Source organism: Bradyrhizobium sp. C9 (assembly GCF_002532045.1).
Lineage (GTDB): Bacteria > Pseudomonadota > Alphaproteobacteria > Rhizobiales > Xanthobacteraceae > Bradyrhizobium.
Genome location: NZ_NWTG01000001.1, coordinates 73,770 through 99,182, shown reverse-complemented (window position 1 = coordinate 99,182; position 25,413 = coordinate 73,770). Strand labels below are relative to the sequence as shown.

Genomic DNA, 25,413 nt, shown 5'->3' with positions numbered 1-25,413 from the left:
CTTTCCTCTTATGACTGTCAGCTTTCCTCTTATGACTGTGAGCGCTACGCTGCCTTCTTGACGGCGCCAGCCTTGTCGATGACACCCAAAAGGTCGCTCTCCTTCATGATCAGGAATTCCTCGCCGTCGATCTTGACCTCGGTACCAGACCACTTGCCAAACAGGACACGGTCACCGGGCTTGACGTCGAGTTGAATGAGCTGGCCTTGTTCGTTGCGTGCACCGGGGCCAGTGGCGACGATCTCGCCTTGCTGCGGCTTCTCCTTTGCTGTGTCTGGAATGATGATGCCGCCGGCGGTTTTCTCTTCGGCGTCGAGACGTCGCACGAGCACGCGATCGTGCAAGGGACGGAAATGCATGCACATCCTCCTTGGGTAGGTTCAGCGATGTCCAAAACCGGGTCCATAACAGCCCCCGGGCAAAAATCCACCTAGGAGCGAGGGTTCCACTTTCAAGAGGTTGGAAGAAAATTTTTGCGGCGAACGCCGGATCGTCGATATTGCTCGCGGCTCGTAACCGGAGAGCATTCTCCTGCGTCCGGAAACGCTCAGCGCACCTTGAGAATTGAAAACCGTCAAACCGAGACGTTGTCTCGGCTTCAGAACAACTCTGCGCGGCAAATTGGAGCATCGTCGAAAGGAGGGTAACCAGAGATGCGGAGCTTAATGGTACTTGCTGCTCCAATCGGGATGGTGATCTCGCTGCAGGCGAAAGAAGCGGATTCGTCGCGAGCAGTGCGAAGCTCCGAGGCCACCGTTAAGCAGCTTGTCAGTGATCAAAGCGGCCAGCCCCCGGGCAAGAACAAAGTCCGGCGGCCGCAAGGACCGTGTTTTCTCGGCGGGAGCCATCGTGCTTGATATCTGCACCGGCTGCTGATTCATCGATCAGCAGCCGGCCAGCAGTTTCTATGTTCTGCTTCTACTATGCGCTCGCTGAAGCAGCCGCAAGCTCCGGAAGGCGTGCGCACAGCGTCGACTTGATACGCTGCAACGCACGCTGCTCGATCTGGCGGATACGCTCACGCGAAATACCGAAGGTATTGGCAAGATCGTCAAGCGTTCTTTGCTCATCTGCCATGTAACGGGCTTCGACAATGGTGCGTTCTCGCGGAGAAAGCGCACACAGCGCCTCCGAGAGTGCGGCCTTCTGCCGTTCTCGGTCTCCGGCCTCCACGAGCAGGGTTTCAGGATCAGGAGATGAATCTGCGACCCTGTCCTGCCACTGTTCGCCTTCCTCGTCACTGAGTTGAACATTCAGCGTCATGTCGCCACGAATCCGCCCGTTCATCTCGACGACGTCGGTTTGCTTGTCCTGAAGATGGTCAGAGATCTGCTTCACGTGCTCCGGCGAAAGCTCGCCATCGTCCGGCGTACCAAGGCGTCTCTTCAACTTTTGAAGATTAAAGAACAGCTTTTTTTGCGCCGCGGTTGTGCCGAGCTTGACGAGCGACCATGATCGCAGGACGAATTCCTGTACGGACGCCTTGATCCACCAAGCGGCATAAGTCGCCAGGCGAAATCCCTTCTCAGGGTCGAACCGCCTGACGGCCAGCATCAATCCGACGTTGGCTTCCGAGATGAGGTCGGCGATGGGCAATCCATAGCGCCGATATTTCAGCGCGATCTTGGCGGCCAATCGCAGATGGCTCGTCACCAGACGGTAGGCAGCTTCGCGATCCCCAGAATCCCGAAGCCGCCTTGCATACATCACTTCTTCGGATGCATCGAGCAGCGGGAAGCTTCGGATCTCTTGCAGATACCGAGACAACCCGGCTTCCGAATGGATGGCAGGGAGTGCTGACTTGATTGACATGACTTGCCCTCCCTCAGAAGCCATCGCCGCTCTTGAGTTCTAACGAGCGGCCAGACGGAAGATGCAGCTGCGAGACCCCACCGAGGCGAGTAAGGCTGATCGGCTGCCAAGCGACAATACGGGTCGTTTTCATATCCAAATCCTCCATGGAGCAAAATGGTACGAGCCGCCGTGTCGCCTGACTTAGCTGGGCCATGAGGCGCCCAGCGACACTCAGGCCGGCGGCGCCAAAAGAACTGCGAAACCAGCGGGTTGTTCCCCGTATCAGCTAGCCAATTCGTCGGAAGCCAAACTGCCGCTGCCCGATGAGGCGGAGGAGGAGCCCGACGCCTCAGGCGGCTTCCGAGTGCCCAATCCGTCAAGGGTTTCAAACATCTCGTAGACTTGGGACATTCCGAACCTTGGGCGAGACGTATACCTATCGAAGTCGGGTAGCGGTGCGGCACGGCTAAGTTTAAATGGATTGCGCCGCCGGCGAGGCGCTCATCTGCGAGGCCGACGATCTGCTCTGCCAGAGCTGGAACAAAAAGATCTGCGCCGACGGCGGGCCCGGTCGACGCATCGCCGTCGATCGACCAGGCCATCAAGCCGGCTATCCGTGGCTCGAAATCAATTGCTCGCGGTGCAAGACACCGCGCGCGGTCGCGCCTAGCCGCGCTGCGCCACGTTCCGACAACCAATGTGCGCGATCTCGCCGGTCGCCTGCGCTACGTGAAGTGCAGTACGGCGGGCAAGCGGCCGGCCGCGGAGCTGCTGCAGCTGTGGCGGCGCTTCCCGACCGGAGATGCGACGTGACCGAGCTCATGCGTCGGCGCGACAGAGCCGCAGCCGGGCAGAAATGGAACATCCTCTATAGCGACGTCGTCGTTGGCTCAATCGGGCTGCGCACCGGCGCACCGAACCATGCCGATCAGTGGGAATGGAATGCGGCTTTCATCCGGGCTGCGACCGGTCGAGCGGAGGCCCGGCCGCGACCTTTCTGAAGCGCGCGCGGCGTTCGAAGTGGCATGGGGCGAGTTGCTGCCGCCCCTAACCAAAGCGAATTTCCAGGCCTGGCGCGATCATCGCGATTGGATCGCGCGCAAGCAGGCCATGTGGGACCGCGGCGAAAAGCTGCCTTCTCAACTGCCGTCGTCGCTGATGCGCTGTCCCTGCGGCGCGACGTTTGATAGCCCCCGTCCCGCCGAAAGCCAGATTCACACCCCTCACATCTATGCTGCACAAAGGCGGGATGGAATTCGACGATGAAGATGAAGGAAGACCGGCGCTGGGCGGACCCGGAGAAAGGCTGCCCGCCGGATCATGGAGCACGCCCGCGCCTTTGAACCGATCCAGGACGACCGGATCTACATTGAGACGATCAACTATCCGATGATCTACCAGGACAAAGGCGACGCCGGCCGAGTACTGGGCCGGCTTACAGTACACCAAGGGGCGGGACGTTCGTGAGGATGCTGCAGCCGGGCAAAGACCTGTTCGCCTGAGTTGTCGGTTGTGCTGCTGCGCAAGTAGGCTGAGAGGTTCCTTGCAACCTCTAGCTATCCGGAGCATTGTCTAAACATCCCGGCCAAGGCTCTGCCCGTAGGCGCCGGTGGCTGAGAGACCGATCGCGCTCCCCGCCTGCAGGCTTAAGAGAGCGCCATGCTTGAACAGCCCCATTTCGATCCCTATTCGATCCCGGCGCGTGTCTGTCTCGCTATCGCGATTTTCGGCGGTTCCTTGCTTATTGCAGTGCTGTTGCTGACCGCTCTCATTGCGCACTAGGGCCGCGCCTCAAATGTACGTGCGCGGCCTAGTCTTATACCGCTTGGCCGCGCTGTGCGCTCAAGTAGGCGGACCAACTGAGGTAAGGCCGCCTACAAACGCGCGGCATTTGTCGTTTCGACCCAAGCATTAAGTTCAATATTGAACCGTTACGTCCTGAGGTAGTTTACCCTCATCACCGGCCGAGGCTCTGCCCGTAGGCGTCGGTGGCTGAGAGACCGATAGCGCTCCCGCCTGCACAACAGGGAGCGCGGCTATGGCCGAACAGCGCAACTATCGTCCTGACCAAATGTGGTTTGAAAAGCTCGCCGGTCAGGCACGCGAGCTAATCGAGCACTCGCTCAAACTCCTCAATGATCCAGTGCCGGATACGTTTGCGGGCCGAAAATCCCATGAGCCCTTTCCCAAAGAGGAAAGCAGATACGGGATCAACGATAGAAAATCGGACGTATCCTAAGACAGGGCCGGAACTTAGGCGCTGTAGTACAGCTTGCCGATGATCGATCCACTGTTCGCGCGCTCCCAGCTTGCTATCGCCGAAAGTCAAGCGTTGCGCATACAACGAAAAACGCTCGCCGATCAGCGGGACGCGCAGCTGGCAGATCTGCGGAAATCCATCCAGGACAGCGCCAGCGCGCGCGCAGAAATCAAGGCACATCGAGAAAATGGGGAGTAAGGCCGCTTCAGTTGTCGACCTTGCTCCTCTAAAGAGACGGCCCCAGCGAGGGGACTGGCTGGGGCCACTACTGATGCCCAGATGCAGTCGGGGGGCAGTGGCGGCATCTGAGCGTCCGATAAACAAGACTCGGCCACGTTCGTTCCTACGCCGTATAGAAAAGGCCCCAGCACCTTGGGTACCGCGAAAGCTGAACTTTCGTGACGATGCTGCAGCCAAGCAAAGACCTCTTCGCAGAGACAGCGGGGATCCTACTTGCGAGGTCTAGAAACTTGTAGAATCATTCTGAGGCCAAATCCCGACGCGGGACTGGCAAGTGGCCCCGACATCGGCCTCCGCAGGCCCCCAAGGTTGTCGGGGCCACTCCTATTTCGGACGGCCTGTCTGATGCGCGCAAAGAGGCCCCAGCGAGGGATACAAGCTGGGGCCAAGGAAACCACTCAAACCAAGCGGTCGCGAAACGCCGCGGTTGCAACTTTGTTCCCGAACGGTCCCAGCGAGTAATCGCTTCCGCCGTTCTTCGGCTTTAGGGGGTGGTTCGTTTGTTCCAACGCTCGGCCGCCTGCCTAACGGTCGGCGCATTGGGACCGAAAGCTGAACATTCCTTGCAGACTACAAATTTTGGGTCAATGTCGCTGTGGATCCAAACTTCCGAACCGCCGCAGAAGGGACAGGGCCGCAGCGGTTGTACAGAAATGGGGAATCCGCGCAGCGGATCGATAGCAGGGCTGTCGCTAGTCTTCCTGGGCATTTTAACACGAGCGTTTAGGATGATAGTTCTGGGCCGATGTCGACGACCTCGACGAAATGATGACCGACGTCGCTATTGAAGCCGATGAAGTCCCACTTCACGCCGTCGCCTTGGCAAGTAGCGCAACGCGCCGGCTGCCACTCGGGATGCTTCGTGCTTGAGCGCACAAGGACCCAATAGAAGCCACCTGGAGTCAAATGCGTGACGTCCGTCATCGAATCATTTGCAGCAGCGCAGTGAGGCGCGCGCCGATGCGAGTTGCCATGATTACCTGCACGCCAAAACCCACAGTTGGCCGCCTGGTTCCCGTTTCACGTTGCCCTATTTATTCCCGGCGGCACGCTTCCTTAGCATGGCTAGACGTAGGTTTACGGCCGACTCCGAACGCCCGAGCTTCTGACCAATCTCGCGCTGCGTCAGATCGGTTTCTCGCGCCAACTGCAATAACCTCAGTTCGTCCTCGTGCGACCATACCGGCATGGCTTCTCCGAATCATTTCCTCATCAGATGCCAAAGATGATTGCAGATTCGATTTTGGCCGTCTGTCCAATTTCATACTCGTATCTCCGATGATCCTGGTCCTCGTTGATAGGAACGATCGGCTTGGCGACGAGTCGGCTCACCGCCCCCAGCTTGTTCAGGCGCCCCCCGACTGCTGGAGGAAAACCCGTATCGCTCGGGTTGGCGGCCCCCTGGTTGGGGCCGTTTTCAGTTCGCCGCGGAAGCCAGGTGGTGCTTGTCCAAAGTTGATCGTCACGATTCACATAGTTCAATGCCGACGCTCCATCCTTCGAGCTAATCGACGAAGCTCGTATTTCGCAGATGGTGGTTGCAGATGGAATTTATTGGACGCCCGATGCGGGGACGTTTCCTCGTTCGGCAGGGTGGCAACGGCTGGATGGTCTACGATAGCGAACTCAAAGGGCCGGCTCAGATAGAAAAGAACGGGGCGTTCGCCGAGAAGCTGACAAAAGAGCAGGCTGAGATTTTGGCGAAGCTGTTTACAACTCGCGAAAACCGTCCCCTGACAAAAAAGGCCCCAGCTTAGACTGCTGAGGCCGGCAAGTAGTCCCACGTGGCTACTCAACGTCGTTGGACTGCTGCTTGTTCCCCGAAGCGAAACGGCCCCAGCGAGGTGCCGGCCGGGACCGCTCCAAACTGATCGAGAATATGCCCCGGGTCTTCGGGAGCAAGAGCCGGGGTCCTGAAGGCGCTGGCGAAGTCTTGCGGCGTTACGAGGCAGGCCGCGAAAAAGCTGGCGCGCAAGCTGCACGGCGGGCTGTCCGGTCGCTGCCTTGCGAAGCGCCTTTATGGCGAGCGCAGCATGGTCGGCGGCTTCGTCGTTTCCGGCCTTTTTAATGGGCTCCAGCGTAGGTAGTCTCACTTGATTTCTGGAGGGCTTGGTTTCGGCAAACCATATTTCGCCGCACGCATCTCTGCCAGATGTCGGTATGCCGAGGCTTGCTTTAACAGCTCTGCCTTGAACGCTCCATTCTGCTCAGTGACCGCTAACTTCTCGAACTCAACGGCGCGTTCCAAGTATTCCGTAAGCATCTTCATGATTGAAAACAATCCCGCGAGCGCCCTGACAGCGAGCTTCGCGCTTCTGAACTAGGTAGTCAATCACATCGACGCGGAGAGTAAATCGAGCTTCTACCTTCAAATTAGTCAATTTAGCTTTCGTTCCGCGACCCAGTCAGACGGGGCGTTTGCCCGAACTAGCAGCTGGTCCACTTGTGCGTCGGAGAGGCCGACGACCGCGATCATGTGCTGGACCAGAGAATCTACGCGGCGGATTTCGGTTCGCGAGATCCGAATCGTCCTGGACGTTCGCATTCGCCGCGATCACTACCTTGAGCCGCGGCCCATGTGCCGAGCTCGTCAAAAGGCCCGTTTCAAGCCGAGTTCGGTAGCAGGAGGACGGCACCGGAGCCGGCGGATTAAGAAAACCAATCACCGCCGGGTCGTCGACGATCTGCTCGGTCACCATCGGCGCCGGTTGCTCACAGACAAACCATCCAACCAACGCTGTTTCGTTCTACGAATCCCATCAGCTTTATCCCTCCAACCATCCGCGCGTAAAGCAGCGGTAAGACGTGCTCGTATTGGATGATCGCGCGGTAACCTGCGCTGATGTATCAATCCAAATGCGCGGATCATTTGCGTTGCCGGAAGTGGTGGTTGATGCTTCCAAACCGTTCCCGCCGACAGAATAGCTAGGTGCGCTGTCGGTAAGGCCGGTTTCGTGCGTTCATCAAACGGTGTTTAACGCCGTCGGACACTGGCGAGCGCAAAGGTCCGCAACGTCGTCCCGACAGTCGCGTTTATATCCAGCGCTGAACCAGGCCAGAAACATTTTCTACTTCGCTGCAAAAGTCGCCGCATGACCGGATGGTCGACATAGCTCTGGAATGCCGCTGCGAACTCGACCGTCTCGCCTTCTTCGATCGTTTTGTGATCTCCGGAAATCGCCCCGAGGGGATTTATGGGGATCTTCCGGTTCAGGTTCAGAGATTAGGTGGTCGCACAGCTGCCAGCGTTGGCCGAGGGCTAGCGCAGTCCCAATCGTTTCGGGACTGGATTTTAGCCCTTGCTAGCAGCTAGGGCTAATCGCCGTTGAGTTTACTTGGCTTTCGTCGACGTCACGACCGGCAGCACGCGCCTCGATCGCCGCGATACCGGCATCGACCGGCAGCTGGATCGGATCCGTGGTGCGCTTGCCGCGGCCATCGCCATTGCGGCGGCCGTTCTCGTCAAGTGCGGTCAATCGCGCCGATCTCCTCGAGCCAGGCAAGCCGCCGGCGGACCGAATCCTGCGATAGGTCGCAATCCGCCGCCGGCGACGGGATACCGACCCAGCACATGCCGTCGCCCTCGACATACTCCCCGAACGCGCGAAGCACGCTTTTTGCGGGAGCAAATGAATTCGCGCGCGAGAGTTTCCTCTCGCGCAGCGAGCGACGTATCGCGGGAATTGACAGAAGGCCCGGCCGGAACCGCGCCTTCTCCTCGTCACCAGCCGTACCAGTAGGGATAAACCGGCCGATAGTAGCGGACGACCCGATACGGGCGGCCGTAGTAGTAGGGTGGCGGGCCGTAGACCGGTCCATAATAGACCGGGGGTGCGGTGGCGGCCGCTAATGTTCCAGCGAACAGCCCGAGAGCAAGCCCGGGGCCAATACCCGGACCGCCCCAACCATGGTGACGCCAATGGGCCGAAGCCGGCGCAACCGTTCCAATGAGGAGCGTTGCCGCCGCGACGACTGCAAAAGCAAGCTTTCTCATGTCCCTTTCCTCAACTTCTTAAGCGCTTACGCGCTTGCCTCTTATCATGCTCCAATTGGCCGAAGCTCGGTTCGGCTATACATTGAATTAGAACCGTCCGGGCCGAGTTCAAGTAACTCGTTGACCAAAGAGGGTGAGAGCCATGGTGACATGACGCGCAGACGATCTCGCAAGCCTAGAACGGCGGCGCCTATTCGGGAGGGAGAGCGACGTCAGACCACCGGAGGCTTTCCTTCGGCAGCTCCTTGATCGGCAGATCAACATCGCTCTTTCCCAGCGTCTCCTTCAGGGAGCTTGCGGCGGAACACCTGATCCAACAATATCCTTTACCTAACGGTCGAAAATTGCGGCGGTCTTCTCCGCGTAGCCGCGCTTGTGGCCCGGGTCAGGCCCGCGGCCATGTTCTCAAGCTCAAGTGACCAAAAGCCGCTCGTACTCACGCATGATGATTTTATAGCAGCTGTATGACGAAGCCCTCTAAACTCTTGCAATCCACAATGGTGATCAAACCTTTGGCCCATCAGCATCGGCTGCAGTTTCGGCGTCTTGTGAGCAATGAAACGAGCGGCTTGACTTCTGCGCTTCCTCCAGTCGGGAAAAGCTTTCCGGCGCCCGCCGTTAATATGGAGCTGGATACGCTAGCCATCGTATTGATCTCGTGCAGGTGGTTCCCCAAGTGAGCCTTGCTCCGCAGGCGCGCGAGCGGGTTTAATGAAGCCCGGCTTCACAGGCGCACTGCTTCCAACTAAAGCGGGCCCCGCCTGGTTCGCGACCTGGCGAGCGGGTCGCCCCTTTATCGAGCGGCGCACCCGCTGAATGGAAGGCCGGGATTGAATGCGCCGTCGATCGTGACCGGCTCAGAAGCGCGTAAGCGGCACCTACTATAAGTCCACGAAGCCGGCAAAGACGTATTGGCTAGTCCTCGAATGGACAACAGAGGGGCTAGAAGATAAGGTCAAACAACAGCACTGCGCCGGCAATGCTGAGAAAAACGATAATGAGGTCCAATCGCGGCCTTCTTCCGACATGGTCCCACCTTAGAAACGAACGGCCCCGGCGCACTGGGGAGCACCGAAGCCGTTAAGTAGTCCCACTCCATCGTGGAGAGATAACTTCGCGGGCTACTGCTTGTTCCCGGAAGGAAACGGCCCCAGCGAGAAGGTAGCTGAGGCCGATCCGACGCCAAGCGAATCCAAGTCGGCAAAGACCTGTTGGCCGAAAAGAAAGAGCCCCAACTGCGAAGCTGGGGCCAGTGTGAGGCTGGGCGTCTCAGTGCCAGTAGCGGTGCGGCACCGAACAGGCGGCCGATGCCGCGGCATGCGCTTCGTTCCTATTCACAAAAAGGCCCCAGCATCCGGATCATGCTGGCGCCAGGCCGGATCGCCCGAACCGCTGTCCACCGAGAGGCAGCGGTCGTCGTTTTAGGGCTGAAGGAATACGGAATAAAAATTGCCTGCCCTATTGCTCGGATAATGCAAACGACGCCGGTTCCGGAAATAACCCGTGTGAACTTTGGAAAGCAAAAGAGCCGTTTTTCCTGCCCCTTGACGGGATTGCCGAAGACAGTTTCACTTGGCGTCTCAGCTCTCTCCAGGCTGAGAACCCCTACCGTGCAAGGCGAGGCCCCGTAGGACCCCACAACGGGGCCTCGCTGCGGATTGGTTATGCGACGGTGGGCCGGCAAGCTGTAGCAATTCGACTTGACGTACCCAAGCCAAACTTGGCTCTTGGTTTTGCGTGGAGTTGCGTTATGCGCTGGTCCCGTTGGACACCCTCGATGGTCTCTTTGCCTGGTCAGACCGTCTTCCCGGTCGCGCGCTGACGACTTCGGGAAGGTCGGCCCGGCATGGCCTTAGGCCGACCTTGAGGCGACCGGCCTTAAGAGGGTCATTCAGCAGAACACCGCGGTCCGCTCCGGGCCATGGCTGCGATCATGCGCTCCATCGTTGCGCCCGGCCGCGACGGGGCATGCACCTCAGCTTAATTGGCGCTGATATCCGTCTCTCCGCCGGCAATGATGACCGTATCGATGCCATCGCTGCATAGCTGCTGATGAAGATCGCTGCCTTTCCACGGCGAATAAACGTGTTTGTCGAAAGTGCGGGCCGGGGGAGCAAACTTCGCGAGGTCGGGGACTAATCCCACCACCTCTGGCCCGATGCTGTCGATTGTCATCGCCCCCACGGTTCGGAGTCGTGCCGCCACATACCCGCTCATTGGCCCGGCTTGCCGGCCGGAATGAAAGGAGTGAACAAGCTTCTCTCGGGATGGGCAGCTGTGACGGCGAGGATATTCGGGAGAACTCGCGGGAGCCACGGCATCTTCCAGTCGGTGGCTTCAGCGAGCATTCGCTGCATATCGACGCAGATATGAACCTCGCTCTCACCGGGCGGCCCGTACCGAAGTTCATCGTCCTTCGCCATTGTCTTAAATCCCGGAAAGCCAGCTCCAACAGAGCGAGACCCATTAGTTCCTGCGTGCTCGAGGGTTGTCGCCAGAAACTCGCCGAGCCCGGCAGCAGGTGGACGTGGCGTGATAGATTTTAGCAAGAATATCGACGCGGGCTATCGGAGCGGTCCCGGCCAAACCTGACGGCGCTAGCAAGGCGACCGACCCGGGTTAGCATGACGACGTTCCCGAATGGACGGCTCCGGCGAAATGCGCCATTCGTTTGTCTTGGCATGCGAGAAGATGAGCGCGCGGAAGGTGCAGTTCTTGAACTCAGAAGCATCGCACCCAAAAGAAAGCGCGCGGGCCCCGCTCCTGAGATCGCGAGCATACCGCGCGCCTTCGGCTGATCTTTTCTATCGCTTTCCGCGAATGTTCTGCACCTAGCTGAAAATGCTTGATCGGAAAATGCCGTTTATCGGACCCAGCATGTTCATCTTACTGCAGCCCGAGCAGAGCTTCTGAGGCAAACCAGACATTCGCACCTCAGTGATGCATGAAGATTGCAAGAAGAATGATGATCGGAAGCGGTATGCCAATCAGCCAGAGAAGCGCTCCTTTGCCGAAACCCATAATTTCCTCCTCAGGTTTGTGAATGACGTCAGACCAACCCAACCTCGAAATCGTTGTTCCTGCAGCTGGCAACCAAATCGGCCAAGCAGTCAGTACCGCCAGAAGCCCCTCCCAGTGGCCTTCTTGCTTCCGACTCCGTAACCCATGACGCGCGCTCGGCCGAGGGTCCGCTATGGTCCTAATTGGAACCGGGTTCCCTGCCAATTGTTGTTGTGCGCCACTTATGAGGAGCACCGCATGGCTAGGAAGCCGAAGAAGCTGGAAGACCTTTTCCACGAGACGCTAAAGGACATTTATTTCGCTGAAAACAAAATCCTCAAAACCCTTCCGAAGATGGCCAAGGCGGCGCAGTCGCCCGACCTCAAGGCGGCGTTCACGCAGCATGAGCGCGAGACGAGAGCCCAGGTTAAGCGGCTCGACCGCGTATTCAAGATCATCGGCAAGCCCGCGCGCGGCAAAACCTGCGCCGCCATCAACGGCATCGCCGAAGAAGGCTCCGAGATCATGAAGGACTTTAAGGGAATGCCCGCGCTCGATGCCGGTCTTGTCGCAGCCGCCCAGGCCGTCGAGCACTATGAGATTTCGCGGTATGGCACACTGTCCACATGGGCTGAAGAGCTGGGCTACGATGAAGCGGTCCAGCTACTTGAAGAGACCCTGACCGAAGAAAAGAAGACTGACAAGACCCTGACGGGCATCGCCAAGTCAGTTGTCAACGTTGAAGCCGAGAACGAAGAGGAAGACGCCTGACTGATGCCAAGCGCGACTCCAGCTTGAACGACGCCACTTTTGACAGGTTTCTAGCAGGCGATCCAGAAAGATCGCCTGCCCCCTCAGGATTTTCACCCACGCCTCTTCGACGCCCAACCATGCGACACGGTCGAACTCTGCAAAGCGCTGCAGCCGTCCGTGGCGCCACACCATTTCAAAGCAGCTGCTTTGAAACTCGACCGCACTCCAACGGCTCGCCGACGCCCAGCCATGCACGAATTTGCCGCCGAGCTGCTTTGCCTCCCTCAGTGCTATGAAAATGCTAGGCGGCACATGACCTGTTTCTTCCGCGAACTCGCGTTTAACTGCGGCGGAGCTTCACTTCAAAAATCGGACCTTTGGGAATAGTCCACGCGCCCTCATCCTTGTTCGTCCAGACGGCCTCCCACGATGCCCAAGCAGGACTTCAATCGAGGCACATTCTTGCGGAGTTTCTCAAGGCTCGGATGCGAGCCGGTCTCGTAAAGTTTGGCAACCATATCGGCGATGGCATCGCCTATGCCCGTAATGTTGGAGAGCGCGCCTGCTTCGATGAGCCTCCCCGCTGCTGCGACAACGCTGACAGGCTGGTGGCCGCACGCAGATAGGCCTTTACACGGTAGGGATTACGGCCGCAATCCGCGACAGCTGGCCGATCAGGCTGGTGGTCGGTCGTTTCCGATGAGCTGGATCAGCACCCAGTGCTGCCGCAAGAGGCTCGGTTTCTCAGGAAGCCTTCTGCTCCGCCTAAATTGATCGCGGCGCTGCGGGGGCTGATAGCGTCGACCCCCGCTCGGCCAGCAGGTTGATCTGCAGCTCCAGGTGATTGCGCCGCTCGAAAGCCCGATCCGAGATGTTTTGCCGGATCAGGACGCAGGACGTCAAAAGGACAGCCTCAAGCGCAAGCACGAGGGAAAGAAGCGGAAAGGGATATTCATCAAAGTGCCAGCTGGCTTTCGGTGCGAGCGTGTTAATCCACAGCCACAGGCCTACGCCGCAAGACTGGATCGCAAAGAAATAGGGCGTGCCGACGAAACGGCCGACGGCGTGAAGCGCGCGATGATGGAGGAGGAGTTGCTCCTCGTCCTCCTTTTCAATTCGCAGGATCGCCTCAATATTTCGTGCCGAAGCGCCCGAGGCGTGATCGGATGGCGCAGCGTCCTCCACTAGTCAGCCGCCCGTTCGGCGGCGCGCCGGGCCCTTCGCCCCGTCGCCTTGACGCTGTCCTCGCCGGCTTTCTCCGCTTTCGCGCGAGATTCGCAGGTCTTGCGCAGCTGTTCGAGCTCCTCATCGGTCAGGTGCTCAATGCCGACCAGAGAATTTCGGGCGGCGCCGACGCGGATCAACTCATCGAGTTTTACCTGCATGGCAGCGCTGTCGCGGTTCTGCGAATTCTGGATAAGGAAAACCATAAGGAAGGTGACGATCGTCGTGCCGGTATTTATGACGAGCTGCCACGTATCCGAATAGCCGAACACTGGTCCGGTCACAGCCCAAATGATGACGACCGCCGCGGCGAGCGCAAACGTCGAGGCATGCCCCGCGGCTTGCGCCGTCCGGCTCGCGAAGGCGCCGAAGAACTTTGCGGGACCGCTCTGCTGTTCCTGCAATTGCTTTTTAGTCCTCATGATCATCTCGCCGGACAGCAACGGCACGGAACCTGCAAAGTTCCACTGGCGTCAGCAGGCGGCCAAGACAACAGGCTACCCCGCGGAACCGCTGTTTGATCCTCCCGACTTGACTCGGTCGGGGTGACGCCTCGGACTTCCCGACGCTGGCCTGCGAGCGATCCGGCCATATCTCCTGCGCCGCGTCTCGACAACGGAGCGGCGGACGTCGAACCCGTCGCGGGAATGCTATCAAATCCCGACGTACAGGGCGTCTTCGCCGTCCCGGAGACATATCGCACGCAATTGCGTCTATGGTCAGGCCCTTCGACACGGAGGCCGGCAGACAGGAAGTTCTCGTCGGATTGACACGTTCGACGGCCTCGGCTCGCGACCGGCCGGATAAGTGCCCGGTGTGGTTGCCTTCGCTCAGGGCGCGCTCTTGGAACGCCGTGCTTGCTCGCCTCTCTGACGCGCCGGCTGCGAGAGTGGTCGCACGTTCGTGCGATTGCTTCGCTCTCGTGGCTTGACCGAACCGCGCTGCTTGGCGTAGGCGTGGGTGATCTCCGCGCCCATCAGGATGATCTGCGAGGTGTAGTAGACCCAGATCAGCACGACGACGATCGAGGCAGCCGCGCCGTAGGTCGACTCCAGACCTTGCTTGCCGATGTAGAGGCCGATCGCAGCCTTCCCTACTTCGAAAAACAAAGCCGTCAGGAGCGCACCGAGCCAGACATCGCGCCAAGCGACCAAAACATCCGGTAGCCATTTGAACATCATTGCGAACATTATCGTGACGACGGCAAACGACACCAACGTACTGACGACATGTAGCAAGCCCTCCGGCAGGTAGGGAGCTACGAATTTGCCGGCCGCGGCCAGGCATGCGGTCACCAGGAGCGAAACGAGCAGCAAAAAGCCGAGGGCCAAAACGGCGGCGAACGATAGCACGTAGTTGCGGGCGAAATGCCAAATCCCGCTCTCTTCCGATTCTTCGACCTCCCACACGACGTTGAGCGCGTCCTTCAACTGTACGACGACGCCAATCGCGGCGAACAAAAGGGCGCCGAGGCCGAGAACCGTCGCCAGAATGCCCTCGGCGGGGCGGCTGGCTCCCGCCAGCATCGCTTCGATTGCTTTGGCTCCGGTGTCCCCGAGCATGTCCTTCAAGGAGGAGGTGACTTGTGAGGTGACGGCGTCGTAGCCGAAGAACAGCCCCGCGATCGCAATCGCGATCACGATAATAGGACCCAAGGAAAACACCGAGTAGTATGCAAGGGCGGCGCCCTGCCGCGCATCCTTGTGGCTCGACCAACCGGTCGCCGCCTCTTTCGCGACCGTCCACCACATTGCAGCTTCTCCGGTTCGGTTCAGGCTTATGGCGACTTCACCTTTTCCCGTGCCGCATTCGCAGCATCGATGCCAGCTTGCTTCACCCGATCGATGGCTTCGGCGCCGACGTCGCCGACTTCGGCGCTCAGCGTATCGGAGGCTTCGCGCAGGCTTTGCGATACGGCGCTGGCGCGCGTGTTCAAGTCGGTTTTGATATCGTCGCTGAGCTCGCCCACCCATTCGTTCTCGATGTCGGAAGTCTGGAACGCACCCGCAATTGCCGCACCGATTGTCAAGCCCACGGCACCGAGGACGAGCGGCTGCCGGTCAAGCATGCCTGCCAACGATGACTGCGCTTTCGTGAAAGCCTCTTTTCCGGGCATGCTGAGGTTCTCGCGCGCATAGGCGACGCCATCGTCGAATCGATCCTTGATCTTGTCCGCCGCTTCCGACATGGCATCTGAAGCCGCGCTAGCGGCCTCGCGTGTGGTTTCACCGAAGCCCGTGGCGTCATCATGATCCATTTCTGGCGCGGTCGGCGGCGCAGCGGTCCTTTGGAGCCCGGACGCGGCCGCGCGAACATTGCGCGCGCCGAGATCAACGATCGGCGAAGCCCCCGCTGTCGCCGATCGCGTCGCGCTCTTGAGCTTCTCGTCGCCTGCCAACAGCCAGACCGCACCGCCTCCGATCAGTGCTGCGGCGAGCGGGTTTTCCCGCACCGCCGTTACGAGACTATCGAAAAAACTCGTCTGCGTGCTGCTCATCGCACCATCCCTTTCACGGTATCCTTGTCCTTATCGAGCTGCCGCATGGTTTCCCGCGGCACCAGACCGCGGGCATCTAGCCGGTTGATGCCGATCGCGAACAGTATACCCGCGATCACCGCGGCCACGATCGCCGACGTCAAATAGGAGAGCGGCTGTGACCATCCTGCGCCGATCATCGCCGCCGATAGGGCGAACAGCGCCATCACCAAGGCTGGGATCACCAGGAGGACACCGCCGGCGATGAAGACCAGCGCGCTGCCGACCTTCTGAACCTTTTCGCCTAACTCGGCTTTGGCGAGATCCACCTCGTTCTGGAACAGTTTGGCGAACTGCGACAACGCGTCGCCGAGCAGCGTCGAGATGGTTCTAAGATCGTTCTGACTTGTCCTGATATCGTTTTGGATGCTCATGACACGTTGCTTTGCTGCGAGGATGACGATTGTTCGCGGTGTTTCGAAGATGAGGAACGCCCGCCCGACGCCCTCAGAAAACGGACTGCCGCGAAACCGGCAAGGACCGAAATCCCTAGAAACGCGGCCGGCTGCCGCTTCGCAAAATCGGTGGCGCCGTCGACCAGGTCGCGAAAACTTCCGTCGCGGACTTTATCGGCCGCGTCATCGACATATTCGGCGGCGGAAGTCATGCCACGAGCAGCAAACGGCGCATCGCTCTCGAAGGCGCGCGCCGCTTCACGAATGTTATCGGCAAGGCGCGCCATGAAGTCCGCACCCGACCGCTGCTTGTCGCGCGCCTGGTCCTCGATCTGGTCCACTGTCCCGGAAGCCACGTCTTTGGCGGCGTCAGCCGCTTCCTTGAACTTGTCGCTGGCGACATCGGTCGACGCTCGGAGGGCGTCGCCGGCGCGCTGCTTCACCTCCGCGCCGGCATCGGCCATCTGGTCCTTCAGGGTCTGCGAAGGGCCGGTATTCTGGTTCTGCGTGAAATTCGTCTCTTTAGTCAGGTCCACATCGCTCATGATCGTTCTTTCAAGTGTTCGGGTTTGGGGAAGGACTGAAGGCCGCCCTGACGACGTCATCGGCAGCCTCTTTGAGTCTGGCGGCCACGTCTTCTGTCATGCGGCTGGCGTGCCCGCCGAGATCGGCCTCGCCGACGCTTCTTGCCGCCGCGTCGGCCGCCGACATCGTCGCATCCTTGGCTGCTTCGAAACCGGATTGTGCAGCCCCGCCCGCCGCCCGTTTCACGCTGTCGCTCGCCGGGCCCATCGCCTTGGCTTCGGCGGTTGTTTCGGGAAGAGCCGCGGCAAGGATGGCGCCGATCGCGATCCCAAGACCGGCGATCAAGGCGGCATTGTCGCCGATGACCTGCCGGGCCTTTGCAGGCGCCGTGGCCGCCGCGTCCTTGACCGCGCCCGCTCTCCCCTTGACGGCATCCATGCCGCTCTTGAGCGTATCGCCGACAGTGCCGGCGGCCTGCGCCGCCCGCTTGCCAAGATCGTCGGCCAGGGCGGCAGCGGCATCTTGCGCATCGCTGGCCATGTCGCTGGCCTGACTTTGAGCCGAATTCAGCCGATCTCTCATGTCGCTGCTCGGCGCGTCCACTCGGTCGGCGGGCTGATCCAGCATCTCTCCCGCCTTCTCCATCACCGGTGCGGCCGCTTCCGCGGCCCGCTCGCGCACCGTCTTCGAGGTCAGGGCAAGGCCAGCCCCGATCATCAGAAGTGGTAGTGGAAAACCGCGCGCCAGGCGCAGCAGCGGGATTGCGACCGCGGTGCCCGCAGCGACCGCCTGCATCGGATTGTCCATGGCTTGTTGCTTCAGCGCCTCGACCCAGCTCTGGGTCTTGTTGCTGATGTAATCGGAGACTTCCGACTTGATGTGTTGGGGCGAGACCTTGTGACGGAGGTCGTCAGCGGTATCCGATATCCGTTCCCTCAACCTATCGACCGTCGCCGCGAACTCGGCACGGCTTCGCTCGCACTCCCCCCTCAGCTCCTCCACTGATCGCGTCATGGAATTACCCTCTTGGATTTTTGGTCGGTTCTTTCGGGACGAACTCACGCTTTGTTGAATCGTTCCTCAGGAGCAGAAGAGAGGCAGGCCCAGAGCACCCCACTTTGGTTTAGGCTCAGCAGTCCGCGCGCCCGGCCGAAGCGCTTGAAGCAAGCGACAGGAACGCGCCGACAAGCCGGTTCGTTGCTTTTCCATGGACCGGCTCCTGCTTCGCTTCATGTCCGTCACGCCCAGATATCCCCTGTGGGTGCGGTACCTCTTGAGCCTCGGGCTTGTCGGGTTGGCATTTGTCGCCAAGCTCCTGCTGGACGATCAGTTGAGACCCGATCCGCTGATGCTGTTCATCCCGGCCATTTTCCTGGCCTCAGTCATCTTCGATCGCGGCTCAGGCGTTCTCGCCACCGGCGCGAGCGCGGCGCTCGCGGCGCGATACTTTATCCCTCCGCCTCCGAGCGCCGCTATCGCGCCGCTCCTGATCTTTCTCGCTAGCGGGCTATGTCTTGCAGGGGTAACGGAAGCCCTGCGCACGGCAGAAGCACTCGGAGGCAAAGGCCTACGCGGACGTTCTCATGATGGAGTTGGCGCACCGGACCAGGAACGACCTCGCGACGATCATGTCGATCCTCCGTCTGCAGGCGCGATCGGACCCTAATCCCGCCGTGCAGGCGGCGATCCGCGCTGGCGCGGATTGAGGTTGTCGCGAAGGTTCATGACCGCCTGCGCGACACGCCGGTCAACAGCTCGGTCGACCTCCCCGCTTATCTTGAGGCGTTGTGCGGGAGCCTTTCGGATCTGCACCGGGGAGTGCGCCCGATCGCGATACGGGTGTCCTGCGACGAAATCGCCGTCAAGAGCTCGCAGGCCGCATCCGTCGGCTTGATCGTCAACGAGCTGGTGACAAACGCGTTCAAGTACGCGTTTCCGGAGGGGCGCCCGGGCGTCGTGGAAGTCGACGTCCGCAAGAGAAACGAAAAGGTCGTGATCACGGTGAGGGACGATGGAATCGGATGCCCCGCCGAGGCGAAGAGCGGTTTGGGAACCCGCTTGATTAATCTGATGGTGGCCCAGATGCAGGGAGGCATGACCAGGGCGCCTATGGCGCAAGGCTGCGAGGTGGAAGTCGTGGTCGTCATCGAAAGCTGATCACGAACGCCTGCCCGAAGTTGCGGAATTCAATCGCTGATGCATCCGACTCTCAACATGCGAGAAGCCGCCTTGGCTTCGAGCTTCTGCACATAGTCCGCAAGGCTGAATTGGCGCTTGAAATTGCGGGTTGAAATGCTGCGATGGAGGAACTGGCGCTGGCCTTTTTCAGGCTTACTGCCCTTGATGGTGACTGATCGGCGTGATCGAGATGTTCTCAGGCGCGACGCCCGCAACGGCCAGCGAAATCTGGTAACGGTCGTCATCCGCTCGATGTTGTAAGGCGGGTAATTGTCCTCGCCCGCCCGCTGGCCATTTCCGCGAGGTCAAGATCGAAACCGATGGTCGAGCGCCGGAGAGACGAAAAGTCGTGACTGCGCAAGCCAAATCCTCCAAAGAGCAAGATGGTTACGAGCGGCAGCGGGCAGGACCGGTGCCCGTCTCACCCAAGCCTCGACGCCATCCTTTGAAGGCGACAAAAAAGCAAAGCGGATTTTGGTTTCAAGAGGGACCGGAAAAATTTCGAAGCCGTCGTCCCCAACCGGGCGTGCCGGTGCCGGGCTGGATCGCTCAAAGCGCCGAGCCCGCCCGCCGGCGGCTCTTAACTCGCGTTTAGCAGGTCCATCAGGAATTCAATTAAGGCGGTACAAAGCAAAGTTTAAAAGCGATGCAAACGCTACCCAGCCCGCATACGGGATAAATAAGAGCGCAGCAAGCCGATTGGCCCGCCATTGCAGGCCTATAAAAAACAGAATCAGGCCCAGCAGCAGAATGATGACCGAGAGCCCCATGGCCAAGTTGTGCAAGCGGAAAACAATAGGAGACCAAAGAAAATTAAGCGCCATCTGTCCGAGCCAAACTTGGAAGGCCAGTCCATTGACCTCCTGCAGGTAGGTGCGCCAGCCCGCGATTGCGATCATCACATACAGAATTGTCCAAGTTGGCGCGAACACCCAATTCGGAGGATTGAATGTCGGCTTCTGCAGTGCGGCATACCATGCACCAGGCAAGTTGGTTGCGCCAATTAGCCAACCAATACCCACGACGGCAACAAGAAAGATGAGCAGGCTTCGATTTCGTGCTTTCATGATCCAATATTGCACGTTCAGCAGAGGCAGGAATAGGCAGTCCAGACATCGGCGGGCCAATAGTCCTGAGGCGCCCCTCGCGGCGTCTTGCCCGACGGTAAGCTATGTTGTCCGGCTGGAGCCGCGATCCGCCGGCATTTACAACAGGAACCATCGATATCGACGTCTGTTTGTCTCGTATGAGTGAATCGTTGCCAGTCCTCGTAGAGAGGTCGATCCAGATCGCCTGGGACTTGCTCGAACGCTCCGGCGAGATCACAGATCCTGGCGATGAGAGCCGCTTCTTCTCAGAAATATCGATGACATTGGTGCGGGCTGGAGAGCATCGGCAGCTCATGCTTGCGAACAATGCGATCGTGTCCCATTGCGTGGTGTAGCTGAGTGTGGGTCACCACGTTCGCCGACCTGGGCCGGATCGGTCAGCTGGCGATAGCCGGGAGGCTGACGGTGGGATCATCGCTCAACGGGGCGATCGTTTCCAGTGTCATGTAGCGGCCGCGCTGGACGGCCCACTCGTCGTTCTGTTCGAGCAGGATCGCGCCGACCAGGCGGGTGATGGCGTCCTCATTGGGAAAGATGCCGACCACCTCGGTTCTGCGCTTGATCTCGCCGTTGACGCGTTCGAGCGGATTGGTCGAGTGCAGCTTGGCCCTGTGTGCGGCCGGGAAGCTCATATAGGCGAGCACGTCGGTCTCTGCCTCGTCGAGGAAGGCGGCGAGCTTCGGGACCTTGGGGCGGAGCTGGTCGGCAACGCGGCGCCATTGCGCCCTCGCGGCCTCGGCATCGTCCTGGGCAAACGCGGTGGCGATGAAGGCGGAGACCACGCGCCGCCCGCTCTTGCCGGCATGCGCCAGCGCGTTGCGCATGAAGTGCACGCGGCAACGCTGCCAGGTGGCGTTGAGCACCTTGCTGACGGTGGCCTTGATGCCCTCGTGGGCGTCGGACACGACCAGCTTGACGCCGCGCAGGCCGCGCCGCGCGAGCTTGCGCAGGAACGCGGTCCAGAACGTCTCGGCCTCGGACGGGCCGATGTCCATGCCGAGCACCTCGCGGCGGCCGTCGCTGTTGACGCCCACCGCGATGATGACGGCGACCGAGACGATGCGCCCGTTCTGGCGAACCTTCACATAGGTGGCGTCGATCCACAAATACGGCCAGTCGCCCTCGATCGGACGGGCGAGGAACGCCTTCACCTTGTCGTCGATCTCACCACACAACCGCGAGACCTGGCTCTTGGAGATCCCGCTCATGCCCATGGCCTGTACCAGATCGTCGACCGAGCGGGTGGAGACGCCCTGCACGTAGGCCTCCTGCACCACCGCGGTCAGCGCCTTCTCGGCCATGCGGCGCGGCTCCAGGAAGCCCGGGAAGTAGGAGCCTTTGCGCAGCTTGAGGATGCGCAGTTCGACGGTGCCGGCGCGGGTCTCCCAGACCCGGTCGCGGTAGCCGTTGCGCTGGGCCAGACGCTCGGGATTCTTCTCGCCATAGGCCGCCCCGGTCTGGCCTTCGACCTCTAGCTCCATCAGCCGCTGGGCGGCAAAGCCGATCATATCGCGCAACAGATCGGCATCAGGGGTCTTCTCCACGAGCGTGCGGAGGTTCATCATCTCGTCGGTCATCGGTGGTTCCTCGAATCAGGTTGGTGTCAGCAACCCGACCCTACCGACGAATCATCGATGACCACCGCAAAGCCGCCCGCCCGCTACGGCGCTGTTTGGGGGCGCGCGTGCAGGCGGCTTTGCTCTACCGAGCTACACCATCAGTTGGGACACGACCAACAATGCGATCGACGCTTATCGCCTCTACAAGCGTCTGCTTGCGGCATGATCAACTCCAATTGTCCGTTCTGCGGCGGCTGGGCTGGCTCCGTGAAAACCATTCGCATCTGACGAGACCCGCGCGACTTGCAGTGTAGTGCAGCAACGAGGTGTGCGACCGCTCCGACGATATTGACCAAGGCGTGGAGAAGCCCAATGTGAGCGGGCCGTTCGAGGAGAGCCGCTCGCCACGAACCAGCAGCTGGCGGTGTTATTGCAGCCGTTGTAGGGTGATAGGTTGAGCGAGATACCCTCGCGCCAGCGTTCGAAGCCGCCTAGATTCCGTGTCGGTTTTGGGCTAGCGCAAACGGCATTTGTACTTTGGGCTGGCTTTGCGTGGGCCATTCTTGTCGAGGGCTACGGCGCTCTGCAAAAGATCATCGGCCGCTACGCTGTCGACCGTGCCGCTGAGATGAACCGCAGCGAAGCCGCGGTACGGCTCGGAGCCAAGTTTCTCAGTCTAACCTTGGCGGAAAATTTGCTGCTCTTCCCGTCCACAGCGACGGTCCTAATGGAAATGTGCCTGGTAAACCTATTCGTCTAAAGTCGATTGCCAAAATTCACATAGTTCAATGACCGCTTACCTGGCGGAAGCCCAATTGTGGGATTGCACCTGCCTGTTGGGGCGCCAGTGAATTACGCCGAACACCCTACGCAATCCAGATTCCTCGTTCGGATGGGAAGGACGGGCTGGATGGTCTACGATCGAGAACGCAAGGGTCCAGCACTGCTAAAGAATGGCGATCGAGCTGAGAAACTTACAAAGGAGCGCGCTGAATTCATGAAGCAAATCTTGCAGAGCCAGGGCGACAGGTAAGAGACAGGACCCGCTGGACGTGGTGTTTGCGGATGCCATCCGATGAAAATGGTTGCCGAGTATCCAGCGCGCGCACGAGTTCGAGCGAACGGCTACGCATGAAAGTGAACTCAGGAAATGGGATTGCCGTCGCCAAGGACGGAAGGCCAGTCCAACCAGGCCTCCGGCTGGCTAGCTCACTCGGACCCGCGTTTCATACGAAAGACTCGCCGATGGTCAGTCCAACGCTCGATGAACTCGTGGACATTCAGATATCCCTTAGCCCGCCTTTTTGCCTCGTCGTCACGTTAGCTAGTGAACCCATAGGTAGTAGCCCGAACAACGACCGCGGCATCGAGGACGAAAGCTTCACAAACCCTTCAACCATTTCGATAGATCAACAGGGCGCTCTCGCCCACGTAATGGAAAAGCGCTTGTCAACGAGCCAGAATGCGTCCCCAGCCCTTTTGGGAGCAAGAGCCGGGGCACGTTCATCCGCCGATGCCGCTCTTCTTATGAGCGACGCAGACCAACGCTCACCGCGCGAGCATCGTTCCTAGCGACTTCTTCATTGCTGCTCCGAGCCGACGCTTAATCTGCTTCCGACCGGTACCGCCCTTTTGCGTTCGTTTTCGCCAATCGGAGCAAGGGGTCTAGCCAAGGCGGATCGGCAACTGCTGTCCGCCGAGCGGATCCTTGGGGCACTTGACGGGCGTTTTGATCCCCGGCAGGGATTTCGCTCAATCCCGATATCGAAGGTAAAGGCTGGCCGCTCTCCAGGGGGTTCGACGCTGACGCAAGTCGAGACTTCGACCTAGTTCCGGCGCCTCACGGCTGCATCGAGCACTCATCGCTCCCGGAGAAGCTGCCTCACAAGTAAAGAGGAAGCCCATCGTGTCTTGAAATTGCCGTGGCACAAATTGCACTAGCGGCCACCCAGCATCCGGGCATAGGATTTCAACCTCAATCGCGAGAGTTGTGTCATGGGCAGTGATATACCTTTTAGTGCGCTCATCGTGGCGCTCGGGCTGAGCCCCATCGCAATCATGGCTATTGCCCTATTCATGTAGAACCAAACGCAGGCCGCTTGACGGCCTCTTCTTTTGGCCTCAAGCAGCCGAATGAGTGTGAAACTGTATTGTGGGTGCCGATGAAGCTGCCGATCGTTTGACGAAGTATATCGCACCGGCGAAGGCCTCTTGGTGAAGACGAAGACTGGGTTAGCGACATTGCCATCGAAATGCAGATCGAGGACGGCTTGATCTGGGTCTATGGCGTCGGCGAAGATGGCGTTCAGGCGTTCACCGACTTTGGCATCGAAAACCTGGAGCTCGTCAGGTTACAAGGAAACCCCAAGCTGCTCACGCGCTCGCAACGGGAATGATCCACGAGCCTGCGGCGTACCCAGCAAGGGGATTACCCGCCGAGGCCGAGTCGACGTTAAGCCAAAGGATCGCCTTATTGGATGAGAAGAAGGCCGACGACGGGGAACGACGAACGACATTGCAGCGAAGCTAAGAAAGCCTCACGCCACCTGGTCGATATGGTCAAGCCTGACCGTGTTCGCAGGATGAGCTGGCCCTCTGTGAGCGTATGCTACTTGGCGCACAAGAGGCGGGCCGAGCGAGGGAACCGAGCTTTGCCACTTTTTCCCGTATTCTTACGGACGCGTTAACCATTCTTAGGTATGCGCGCGATTTGCATTTTGTGCCAAACTGTATCTATCAGGATTTTGCCAACAACCTTCCTGGGGCTAGAGCAAGCGCCGCTCGCATGTATTTTAAGCGGGCGGCGTTGCGTTGAATCCTTACAAAAATTGGCTCCGCACTTGGGGTTAATCCGCCCTCTCCGCGGCGCGCTTCCTAATAAGGATCAATCGCCCGCTCACCGCTGCCTCAGTCCGCCCGAGCTTCTGAGCGATCTCGCGCTGCGTGAGGCCTGTTTCTCGAACCAATTGCAGTAGTCGCTGTTCGTCCGCTGCGGACCACGCGGGCATTGGAACTCCCCAAAATTGTTCCGTCCTGAAATGTCGGAGAGGATCGCAGATATTGGCTAGCCTGTCTGTCCGGTTTTTCACCGGGCTCTAATCTGTCGCAGGGCGTGTCCTTACCACAACGAGCACGAGGTAGAGCGCTATCCGTATCCAGGCCCCGTGTCCTGATTTGATTCTTGGCGTGTCCTAGTTCGGATTAGACGAACGGGATGTGCTCAGCCCATCATTTTCCATCGGTCGCCATCTGTTGTCATAGCTTGTTCCCGTCAGGTTCCCCATGAGATGATCCCCGCCTCTTGCGGGGAGGCCTTCCATGAAGGACATGCAGGCGCACTTGGAAAAACTTCGGATCGAGGCGGAAGAGTGTGAGCTAATCAGCAAGCTGGCAACCAGTCCGACTAAGAAAGAGCTATTCGCCAAGCTGGCAGCTCATCATCGGACACTGGCCGATGAGGTCGAGCGGACGATAAGAGCAACAAAGCCTTCGTTCCTTAACAACATAGGATGCATCGGCGCATTGTACTGCGTCACGCCGTCGGCTGGGAGACCGAGCGCGCCCGCTGCCGAAGCAACAAGCGCGGCCATGGCCGACACCGATCGCGCTTCGCGCGTGCACTATGAGGCTTTCCAAGATTACGTAACAGGGCGCGTTTGTGAGCTGCTCTCGCGGGCTGCGGAATTACTTAGAGTGCCAGCGCCGGACATCTTCATCGGCCGCAAGACGCGGGAGCCCTTCCCCCAAGGAGGAGCAACTCACCAATTGGAGCGCTCGTCCGCCTGCTGCTAAATGAGAACATGGATGACTTATTGAAACCGGCCGATCAGTTGATGCTTGGAAGGC

Annotated in this window: 32 protein-coding genes and 2 pseudogenes; 13 read left to right on the top strand and 21 right to left on the bottom strand. The window is 59.6% G+C overall.

The genetic code is table 11. From position 1 onward, the window contains the following. Positions 1 to 44: 44 nt before the first annotated feature. The gene (gene groES, locus CO675_RS00430; RefSeq protein ID WP_198964449.1) at positions 45 to 359 is read right to left on the bottom strand and encodes a co-chaperone GroES; all 315 of its coding nucleotides are present in this window, start codon (positions 357 to 359) and stop codon (positions 45 to 47) included. A 562-nt stretch (positions 360 to 921) separates the two neighbouring features. After that, a complete protein-coding gene (rpoH, locus tag CO675_RS00425) occupies positions 922 to 1,812 on the bottom strand; it encodes an RNA polymerase sigma factor RpoH (RefSeq protein WP_245452574.1) in 891 nt (296 codons plus the stop codon). Between the two features lie 924 nt (positions 1,813 to 2,736). On the opposite strand from rpoH, the gene CO675_RS39700 reads away from it, so the two are divergent. From CO675_RS39700 to CO675_RS00415, 4 genes are all read left to right on the top strand, one after another. Continuing rightward, positions 2,737 to 3,060, top strand: a complete 324-nt coding sequence (locus tag CO675_RS39700) for a hypothetical protein (protein ID WP_141382058.1) — start codon at positions 2,737 to 2,739, stop codon at positions 3,058 to 3,060. 393 nt (positions 3,061 to 3,453) lie between these two features. After that, positions 3,454 to 3,576, top strand: coding sequence for a hypothetical protein (locus tag CO675_RS41715; protein ID WP_018270270.1), 123 nt, complete (start codon positions 3,454 to 3,456; stop codon positions 3,574 to 3,576). A gap of 256 nt (positions 3,577 to 3,832) precedes the next feature. Then, complete coding sequence (locus CO675_RS39695) at positions 3,833 to 4,033, top strand: hypothetical protein (protein ID WP_141382060.1); 201 nt, start codon at positions 3,833 to 3,835, stop codon at positions 4,031 to 4,033. A 39-nt stretch (positions 4,034 to 4,072) separates the two neighbouring features. After that, the gene (locus CO675_RS00415; RefSeq protein WP_080650328.1) at positions 4,073 to 4,252 is read left to right on the top strand and encodes a hypothetical protein; all 180 of its coding nucleotides are present in this window, start codon (positions 4,073 to 4,075) and stop codon (positions 4,250 to 4,252) included. A 526-nt stretch (positions 4,253 to 4,778) separates the two neighbouring features. Here CO675_RS00415 and CO675_RS41960 read toward each other — a convergent pair. The 3 genes from CO675_RS41960 to CO675_RS39685 form a co-directional block, all read right to left on the bottom strand. Next, positions 4,779 to 5,003: a Lar family restriction alleviation protein gene (locus CO675_RS41960; RefSeq protein WP_080650327.1), complete on the bottom strand. Its 225-nt coding sequence runs from the start codon at positions 5,001 to 5,003 to the stop codon at positions 4,779 to 4,781. 321 nt (positions 5,004 to 5,324) lie between these two features. Continuing rightward, the gene (locus tag CO675_RS39690; RefSeq protein ID WP_018270267.1) at positions 5,325 to 5,483 is read right to left on the bottom strand and encodes a sigma factor-like helix-turn-helix DNA-binding protein; all 159 of its coding nucleotides are present in this window, start codon (positions 5,481 to 5,483) and stop codon (positions 5,325 to 5,327) included. Positions 5,484 to 5,506: 23 nt separating this feature from the next. Beyond that, on the bottom strand, positions 5,507 to 5,776 hold the full coding sequence (locus tag CO675_RS39685) for a hypothetical protein (protein ID WP_141382062.1): 270 nt from the start codon (positions 5,774 to 5,776) through the stop codon (positions 5,507 to 5,509). A gap of 62 nt (positions 5,777 to 5,838) precedes the next feature. Between CO675_RS39685 and CO675_RS00400 the strand changes: the two genes are divergently transcribed. Beyond that, positions 5,839 to 6,051 (top strand): hypothetical protein, encoded by a 213-nt coding sequence (locus CO675_RS00400; RefSeq protein WP_018270266.1) that lies wholly within the window; start codon positions 5,839 to 5,841, stop codon positions 6,049 to 6,051. Between the two features lie 332 nt (positions 6,052 to 6,383). Here CO675_RS00400 and CO675_RS00395 read toward each other — a convergent pair whose 3' ends face one another. The 5 genes from CO675_RS00395 to CO675_RS41280 all read right to left on the bottom strand — a co-directional run bounded on the left by CO675_RS00395 (position 6,384) and on the right by CO675_RS41280 (position 10,711). Beyond that, on the bottom strand, positions 6,384 to 6,563 hold the full coding sequence (locus tag CO675_RS00395; RefSeq protein WP_016843164.1) for a hypothetical protein: 180 nt from the start codon (positions 6,561 to 6,563) through the stop codon (positions 6,384 to 6,386). Between the two features lie 1,033 nt (positions 6,564 to 7,596). Next, entirely contained in the window at positions 7,597 to 7,770 is a 174-nt protein-coding gene (locus tag CO675_RS40330; RefSeq protein ID WP_018270264.1) for a hypothetical protein, read from the bottom strand. Positions 7,771 to 8,015: 245 nt separating this feature from the next. After that, complete coding sequence (locus tag CO675_RS00390; RefSeq protein WP_075969288.1) at positions 8,016 to 8,288, bottom strand: hypothetical protein; 273 nt, start codon at positions 8,286 to 8,288, stop codon at positions 8,016 to 8,018. Positions 8,289 to 10,268: 1,980 nt separating this feature from the next. Continuing rightward, positions 10,269 to 10,463: an isochorismatase family protein gene (locus CO675_RS41285; protein WP_245452573.1), complete on the bottom strand. Its 195-nt coding sequence runs from the start codon at positions 10,461 to 10,463 to the stop codon at positions 10,269 to 10,271. Positions 10,464 to 10,501: 38 nt separating this feature from the next. Beyond that, positions 10,502 to 10,711, bottom strand: a complete 210-nt coding sequence (locus CO675_RS41280) for a hypothetical protein (RefSeq protein WP_026192405.1) — start codon at positions 10,709 to 10,711, stop codon at positions 10,502 to 10,504. A gap of 835 nt (positions 10,712 to 11,546) precedes the next feature. Here CO675_RS41280 and CO675_RS00380 point away from each other — a divergent pair. Next, positions 11,547 to 12,059 carry a YciE/YciF ferroxidase family protein gene (locus tag CO675_RS00380; protein ID WP_026192404.1) on the top strand — a complete coding sequence of 171 codons (513 nt, stop codon included), beginning with the start codon at positions 11,547 to 11,549 and terminating at the stop codon, positions 12,057 to 12,059. Between the two features lie 747 nt (positions 12,060 to 12,806). Here the strand turns inward: CO675_RS00380 and CO675_RS00370 are convergent. The 7 genes from CO675_RS00370 to CO675_RS00340 form a co-directional block, all read right to left on the bottom strand. Further along, positions 12,807 to 13,226 carry a DUF1003 domain-containing protein gene (locus CO675_RS00370; protein WP_018270260.1) on the bottom strand — a complete coding sequence of 140 codons (420 nt, stop codon included), beginning with the start codon at positions 13,224 to 13,226 and terminating at the stop codon, positions 12,807 to 12,809. Further along, positions 13,226 to 13,687, bottom strand: a complete 462-nt coding sequence (locus tag CO675_RS00365) for a low affinity iron permease family protein (RefSeq protein WP_026192403.1) — start codon at positions 13,685 to 13,687, stop codon at positions 13,226 to 13,228. The genes CO675_RS00370 and CO675_RS00365 overlap by 1 nt, the downstream gene beginning before the upstream one ends. Positions 13,688 to 14,095: 408 nt before the next feature. Next, positions 14,096 to 15,016 (bottom strand): YihY/virulence factor BrkB family protein, encoded by a 921-nt coding sequence (locus CO675_RS00360; RefSeq protein WP_018270258.1) that lies wholly within the window; start codon positions 15,014 to 15,016, stop codon positions 14,096 to 14,098. A 26-nt stretch (positions 15,017 to 15,042) separates the two neighbouring features. Continuing rightward, positions 15,043 to 15,762 (bottom strand): hypothetical protein, encoded by a 720-nt coding sequence (locus CO675_RS00355; RefSeq protein WP_097670097.1) that lies wholly within the window; start codon positions 15,760 to 15,762, stop codon positions 15,043 to 15,045. After that, complete coding sequence (locus CO675_RS00350; protein WP_018270256.1) at positions 15,759 to 16,175, bottom strand: phage holin family protein; 417 nt, start codon at positions 16,173 to 16,175, stop codon at positions 15,759 to 15,761. The genes CO675_RS00355 and CO675_RS00350 overlap by 4 nt, the downstream gene beginning before the upstream one ends. Further along, positions 16,172 to 16,741, bottom strand: coding sequence for a hypothetical protein (locus CO675_RS00345; RefSeq protein ID WP_018270255.1), 570 nt, complete (start codon positions 16,739 to 16,741; stop codon positions 16,172 to 16,174). Before CO675_RS00345 ends, CO675_RS00350 begins: the two co-directional genes overlap by 4 nt. Before the next feature lie 10 nt (positions 16,742 to 16,751). Then, positions 16,752 to 17,735: a hypothetical protein gene (locus CO675_RS00340; protein ID WP_018270254.1), complete on the bottom strand. Its 984-nt coding sequence runs from the start codon at positions 17,733 to 17,735 to the stop codon at positions 16,752 to 16,754. 193 nt (positions 17,736 to 17,928) lie between these two features. Here CO675_RS00340 and CO675_RS41955 point away from each other — a divergent pair. The 4 genes and pseudogenes from CO675_RS41955 to CO675_RS00330 all read left to right on the top strand — a co-directional run. Then, a pseudogene (locus CO675_RS41955) lies at positions 17,929 to 18,207 on the top strand (DUF4118 domain-containing protein); the annotation flags it as partial. Positions 18,208 to 18,304: 97 nt separating this feature from the next. After that, a pseudogene (locus CO675_RS41950) lies at positions 18,305 to 18,355 on the top strand (hypothetical protein); the annotation flags it as partial. Further along, on the top strand, positions 18,356 to 18,427 hold the full coding sequence (locus CO675_RS41945) for a hypothetical protein (protein WP_502693358.1): 72 nt from the start codon (positions 18,356 to 18,358) through the stop codon (positions 18,425 to 18,427). Between the two features lie 112 nt (positions 18,428 to 18,539). Then, positions 18,540 to 18,878: a sensor histidine kinase gene (locus tag CO675_RS00330; protein WP_158231160.1), complete on the top strand. Its 339-nt coding sequence runs from the start codon at positions 18,540 to 18,542 to the stop codon at positions 18,876 to 18,878. A gap of 29 nt (positions 18,879 to 18,907) precedes the next feature. On the opposite strand, the gene CO675_RS40845 is transcribed toward CO675_RS00330, so the two are convergent. After that, the gene (locus CO675_RS40845) at positions 18,908 to 19,144 is read right to left on the bottom strand and encodes an Hsp20 family protein (RefSeq protein ID WP_198964448.1); all 237 of its coding nucleotides are present in this window, start codon (positions 19,142 to 19,144) and stop codon (positions 18,908 to 18,910) included. A gap of 366 nt (positions 19,145 to 19,510) precedes the next feature. Continuing rightward, positions 19,511 to 19,966: a TspO/MBR family protein gene (locus CO675_RS00325; RefSeq protein WP_097670095.1), complete on the bottom strand. Its 456-nt coding sequence runs from the start codon at positions 19,964 to 19,966 to the stop codon at positions 19,511 to 19,513. Between the two features lie 104 nt (positions 19,967 to 20,070). On the opposite strand from CO675_RS00325, the gene CO675_RS00320 reads away from it, so the two are divergent. Beyond that, positions 20,071 to 20,343, top strand: coding sequence for a hypothetical protein (locus CO675_RS00320; protein WP_245452572.1), 273 nt, complete (start codon positions 20,071 to 20,073; stop codon positions 20,341 to 20,343). 42 nt (positions 20,344 to 20,385) lie between these two features. Here CO675_RS00320 and CO675_RS00315 read toward each other — a convergent pair whose 3' ends face one another. Next, positions 20,386 to 21,585 (bottom strand): IS256 family transposase, encoded by a 1,200-nt coding sequence (locus CO675_RS00315; RefSeq protein ID WP_097670093.1) that lies wholly within the window; start codon positions 21,583 to 21,585, stop codon positions 20,386 to 20,388. A 2,234-nt stretch (positions 21,586 to 23,819) separates the two neighbouring features. Between CO675_RS00315 and CO675_RS00300 the strand changes: the two genes are divergently transcribed. Then, positions 23,820 to 23,963, top strand: a complete 144-nt coding sequence (locus tag CO675_RS00300) for a hypothetical protein (RefSeq protein WP_349644011.1) — start codon at positions 23,820 to 23,822, stop codon at positions 23,961 to 23,963. A gap of 450 nt (positions 23,964 to 24,413) precedes the next feature. Here the strand turns inward: CO675_RS00300 and CO675_RS41940 are convergent, their stop codons facing one another. Continuing rightward, positions 24,414 to 24,575: a sigma factor-like helix-turn-helix DNA-binding protein gene (locus tag CO675_RS41940; protein ID WP_018270246.1), complete on the bottom strand. Its 162-nt coding sequence runs from the start codon at positions 24,573 to 24,575 to the stop codon at positions 24,414 to 24,416. Positions 24,576 to 24,885: 310 nt separating this feature from the next. On the opposite strand from CO675_RS41940, the gene CO675_RS41275 reads away from it, so the two are divergent. Continuing rightward, entirely contained in the window at positions 24,886 to 25,359 is a 474-nt protein-coding gene (locus CO675_RS41275; protein WP_097670090.1) for a hypothetical protein, read from the top strand. The last annotated feature ends 54 nt before the right edge of the window (positions 25,360 to 25,413 follow it).

Excerpts from the sequence above, each read along its gene's own strand:
- CO675_RS00350 (WP_018270256.1), bottom strand. The coding sequence starts at position 16,175 with ATGAGCATCCAAAACGATATCAGGACAAGTCAGAACGATCTTAGAACC.
- CO675_RS39700 (WP_141382058.1), top strand. The coding sequence starts at position 2,737 with ATGCGGCTTTCATCCGGGCTGCGACCGGTCGAGCGGAGGCCCGGCCGC.
- CO675_RS00395 (WP_016843164.1), bottom strand. The coding sequence starts at position 6,563 with ATGAAGATGCTTACGGAATACTTGGAACGCGCCGTTGAGTTCGAGAAG.
- CO675_RS00355 (WP_097670097.1), bottom strand. The coding sequence starts at position 15,762 with ATGAGCAGCACGCAGACGAGTTTTTTCGATAGTCTCGTAACGGCGGTG.
- groES (WP_198964449.1), bottom strand. The coding sequence starts at position 359 with ATGCATTTCCGTCCCTTGCACGATCGCGTGCTCGTGCGACGTCTCGAC.
- CO675_RS00320 (WP_245452572.1), top strand. The coding sequence starts at position 20,071 with ATGTTGTCCGGCTGGAGCCGCGATCCGCCGGCATTTACAACAGGAACC.
- rpoH (WP_245452574.1), bottom strand. The coding sequence starts at position 1,812 with ATGTCAATCAAGTCAGCACTCCCTGCCATCCATTCGGAAGCCGGGTTG.
- CO675_RS39690 (WP_018270267.1), bottom strand. The coding sequence starts at position 5,483 with ATGCCGGTATGGTCGCACGAGGACGAACTGAGGTTATTGCAGTTGGCG.
- CO675_RS41940 (WP_018270246.1), bottom strand. The coding sequence starts at position 24,575 with ATGCCCGCGTGGTCCGCAGCGGACGAACAGCGACTACTGCAATTGGTT.
- CO675_RS41715 (WP_018270270.1), top strand. The coding sequence starts at position 3,454 with ATGCTTGAACAGCCCCATTTCGATCCCTATTCGATCCCGGCGCGTGTC.
- CO675_RS41275 (WP_097670090.1), top strand. The coding sequence starts at position 24,886 with ATGAAGGACATGCAGGCGCACTTGGAAAAACTTCGGATCGAGGCGGAA.
- CO675_RS00340 (WP_018270254.1), bottom strand. The coding sequence starts at position 17,735 with ATGACGCGATCAGTGGAGGAGCTGAGGGGGGAGTGCGAGCGAAGCCGT.
- CO675_RS41960 (WP_080650327.1), bottom strand. The coding sequence starts at position 5,003 with ATGCCCAGGAAGACTAGCGACAGCCCTGCTATCGATCCGCTGCGCGGA.
- CO675_RS41280 (WP_026192405.1), bottom strand. The coding sequence starts at position 10,711 with ATGGCGAAGGACGATGAACTTCGGTACGGGCCGCCCGGTGAGAGCGAG.
- CO675_RS00345 (WP_018270255.1), bottom strand. The coding sequence starts at position 16,741 with ATGAGCGATGTGGACCTGACTAAAGAGACGAATTTCACGCAGAACCAG.
- CO675_RS00300 (WP_349644011.1), top strand. The coding sequence starts at position 23,820 with ATGCAGATCGAGGACGGCTTGATCTGGGTCTATGGCGTCGGCGAAGAT.
- CO675_RS00315 (WP_097670093.1), bottom strand. The coding sequence starts at position 21,585 with ATGACCGACGAGATGATGAACCTCCGCACGCTCGTGGAGAAGACCCCT.
- CO675_RS00325 (WP_097670095.1), bottom strand. The coding sequence starts at position 19,966 with ATGAAAGCACGAAATCGAAGCCTGCTCATCTTTCTTGTTGCCGTCGTG.
- CO675_RS00415 (WP_080650328.1), top strand. The coding sequence starts at position 4,073 with ATGATCGATCCACTGTTCGCGCGCTCCCAGCTTGCTATCGCCGAAAGT.
- CO675_RS41285 (WP_245452573.1), bottom strand. The coding sequence starts at position 10,463 with ATGACAATCGACAGCATCGGGCCAGAGGTGGTGGGATTAGTCCCCGAC.
- CO675_RS00360 (WP_018270258.1), bottom strand. The coding sequence starts at position 15,016 with ATGTGGTGGACGGTCGCGAAAGAGGCGGCGACCGGTTGGTCGAGCCAC.
- CO675_RS00390 (WP_075969288.1), bottom strand. The coding sequence starts at position 8,288 with ATGAGAAAGCTTGCTTTTGCAGTCGTCGCGGCGGCAACGCTCCTCATT.
- CO675_RS40845 (WP_198964448.1), bottom strand. The coding sequence starts at position 19,144 with ATGACGACCGTTACCAGATTTCGCTGGCCGTTGCGGGCGTCGCGCCTG.
- CO675_RS00400 (WP_018270266.1), top strand. The coding sequence starts at position 5,839 with ATGGAATTTATTGGACGCCCGATGCGGGGACGTTTCCTCGTTCGGCAG.
- CO675_RS00365 (WP_026192403.1), bottom strand. The coding sequence starts at position 13,687 with ATGAGGACTAAAAAGCAATTGCAGGAACAGCAGAGCGGTCCCGCAAAG.
- CO675_RS00380 (WP_026192404.1), top strand. The coding sequence starts at position 11,547 with ATGGCTAGGAAGCCGAAGAAGCTGGAAGACCTTTTCCACGAGACGCTA.
- CO675_RS39695 (WP_141382060.1), top strand. The coding sequence starts at position 3,833 with ATGGCCGAACAGCGCAACTATCGTCCTGACCAAATGTGGTTTGAAAAG.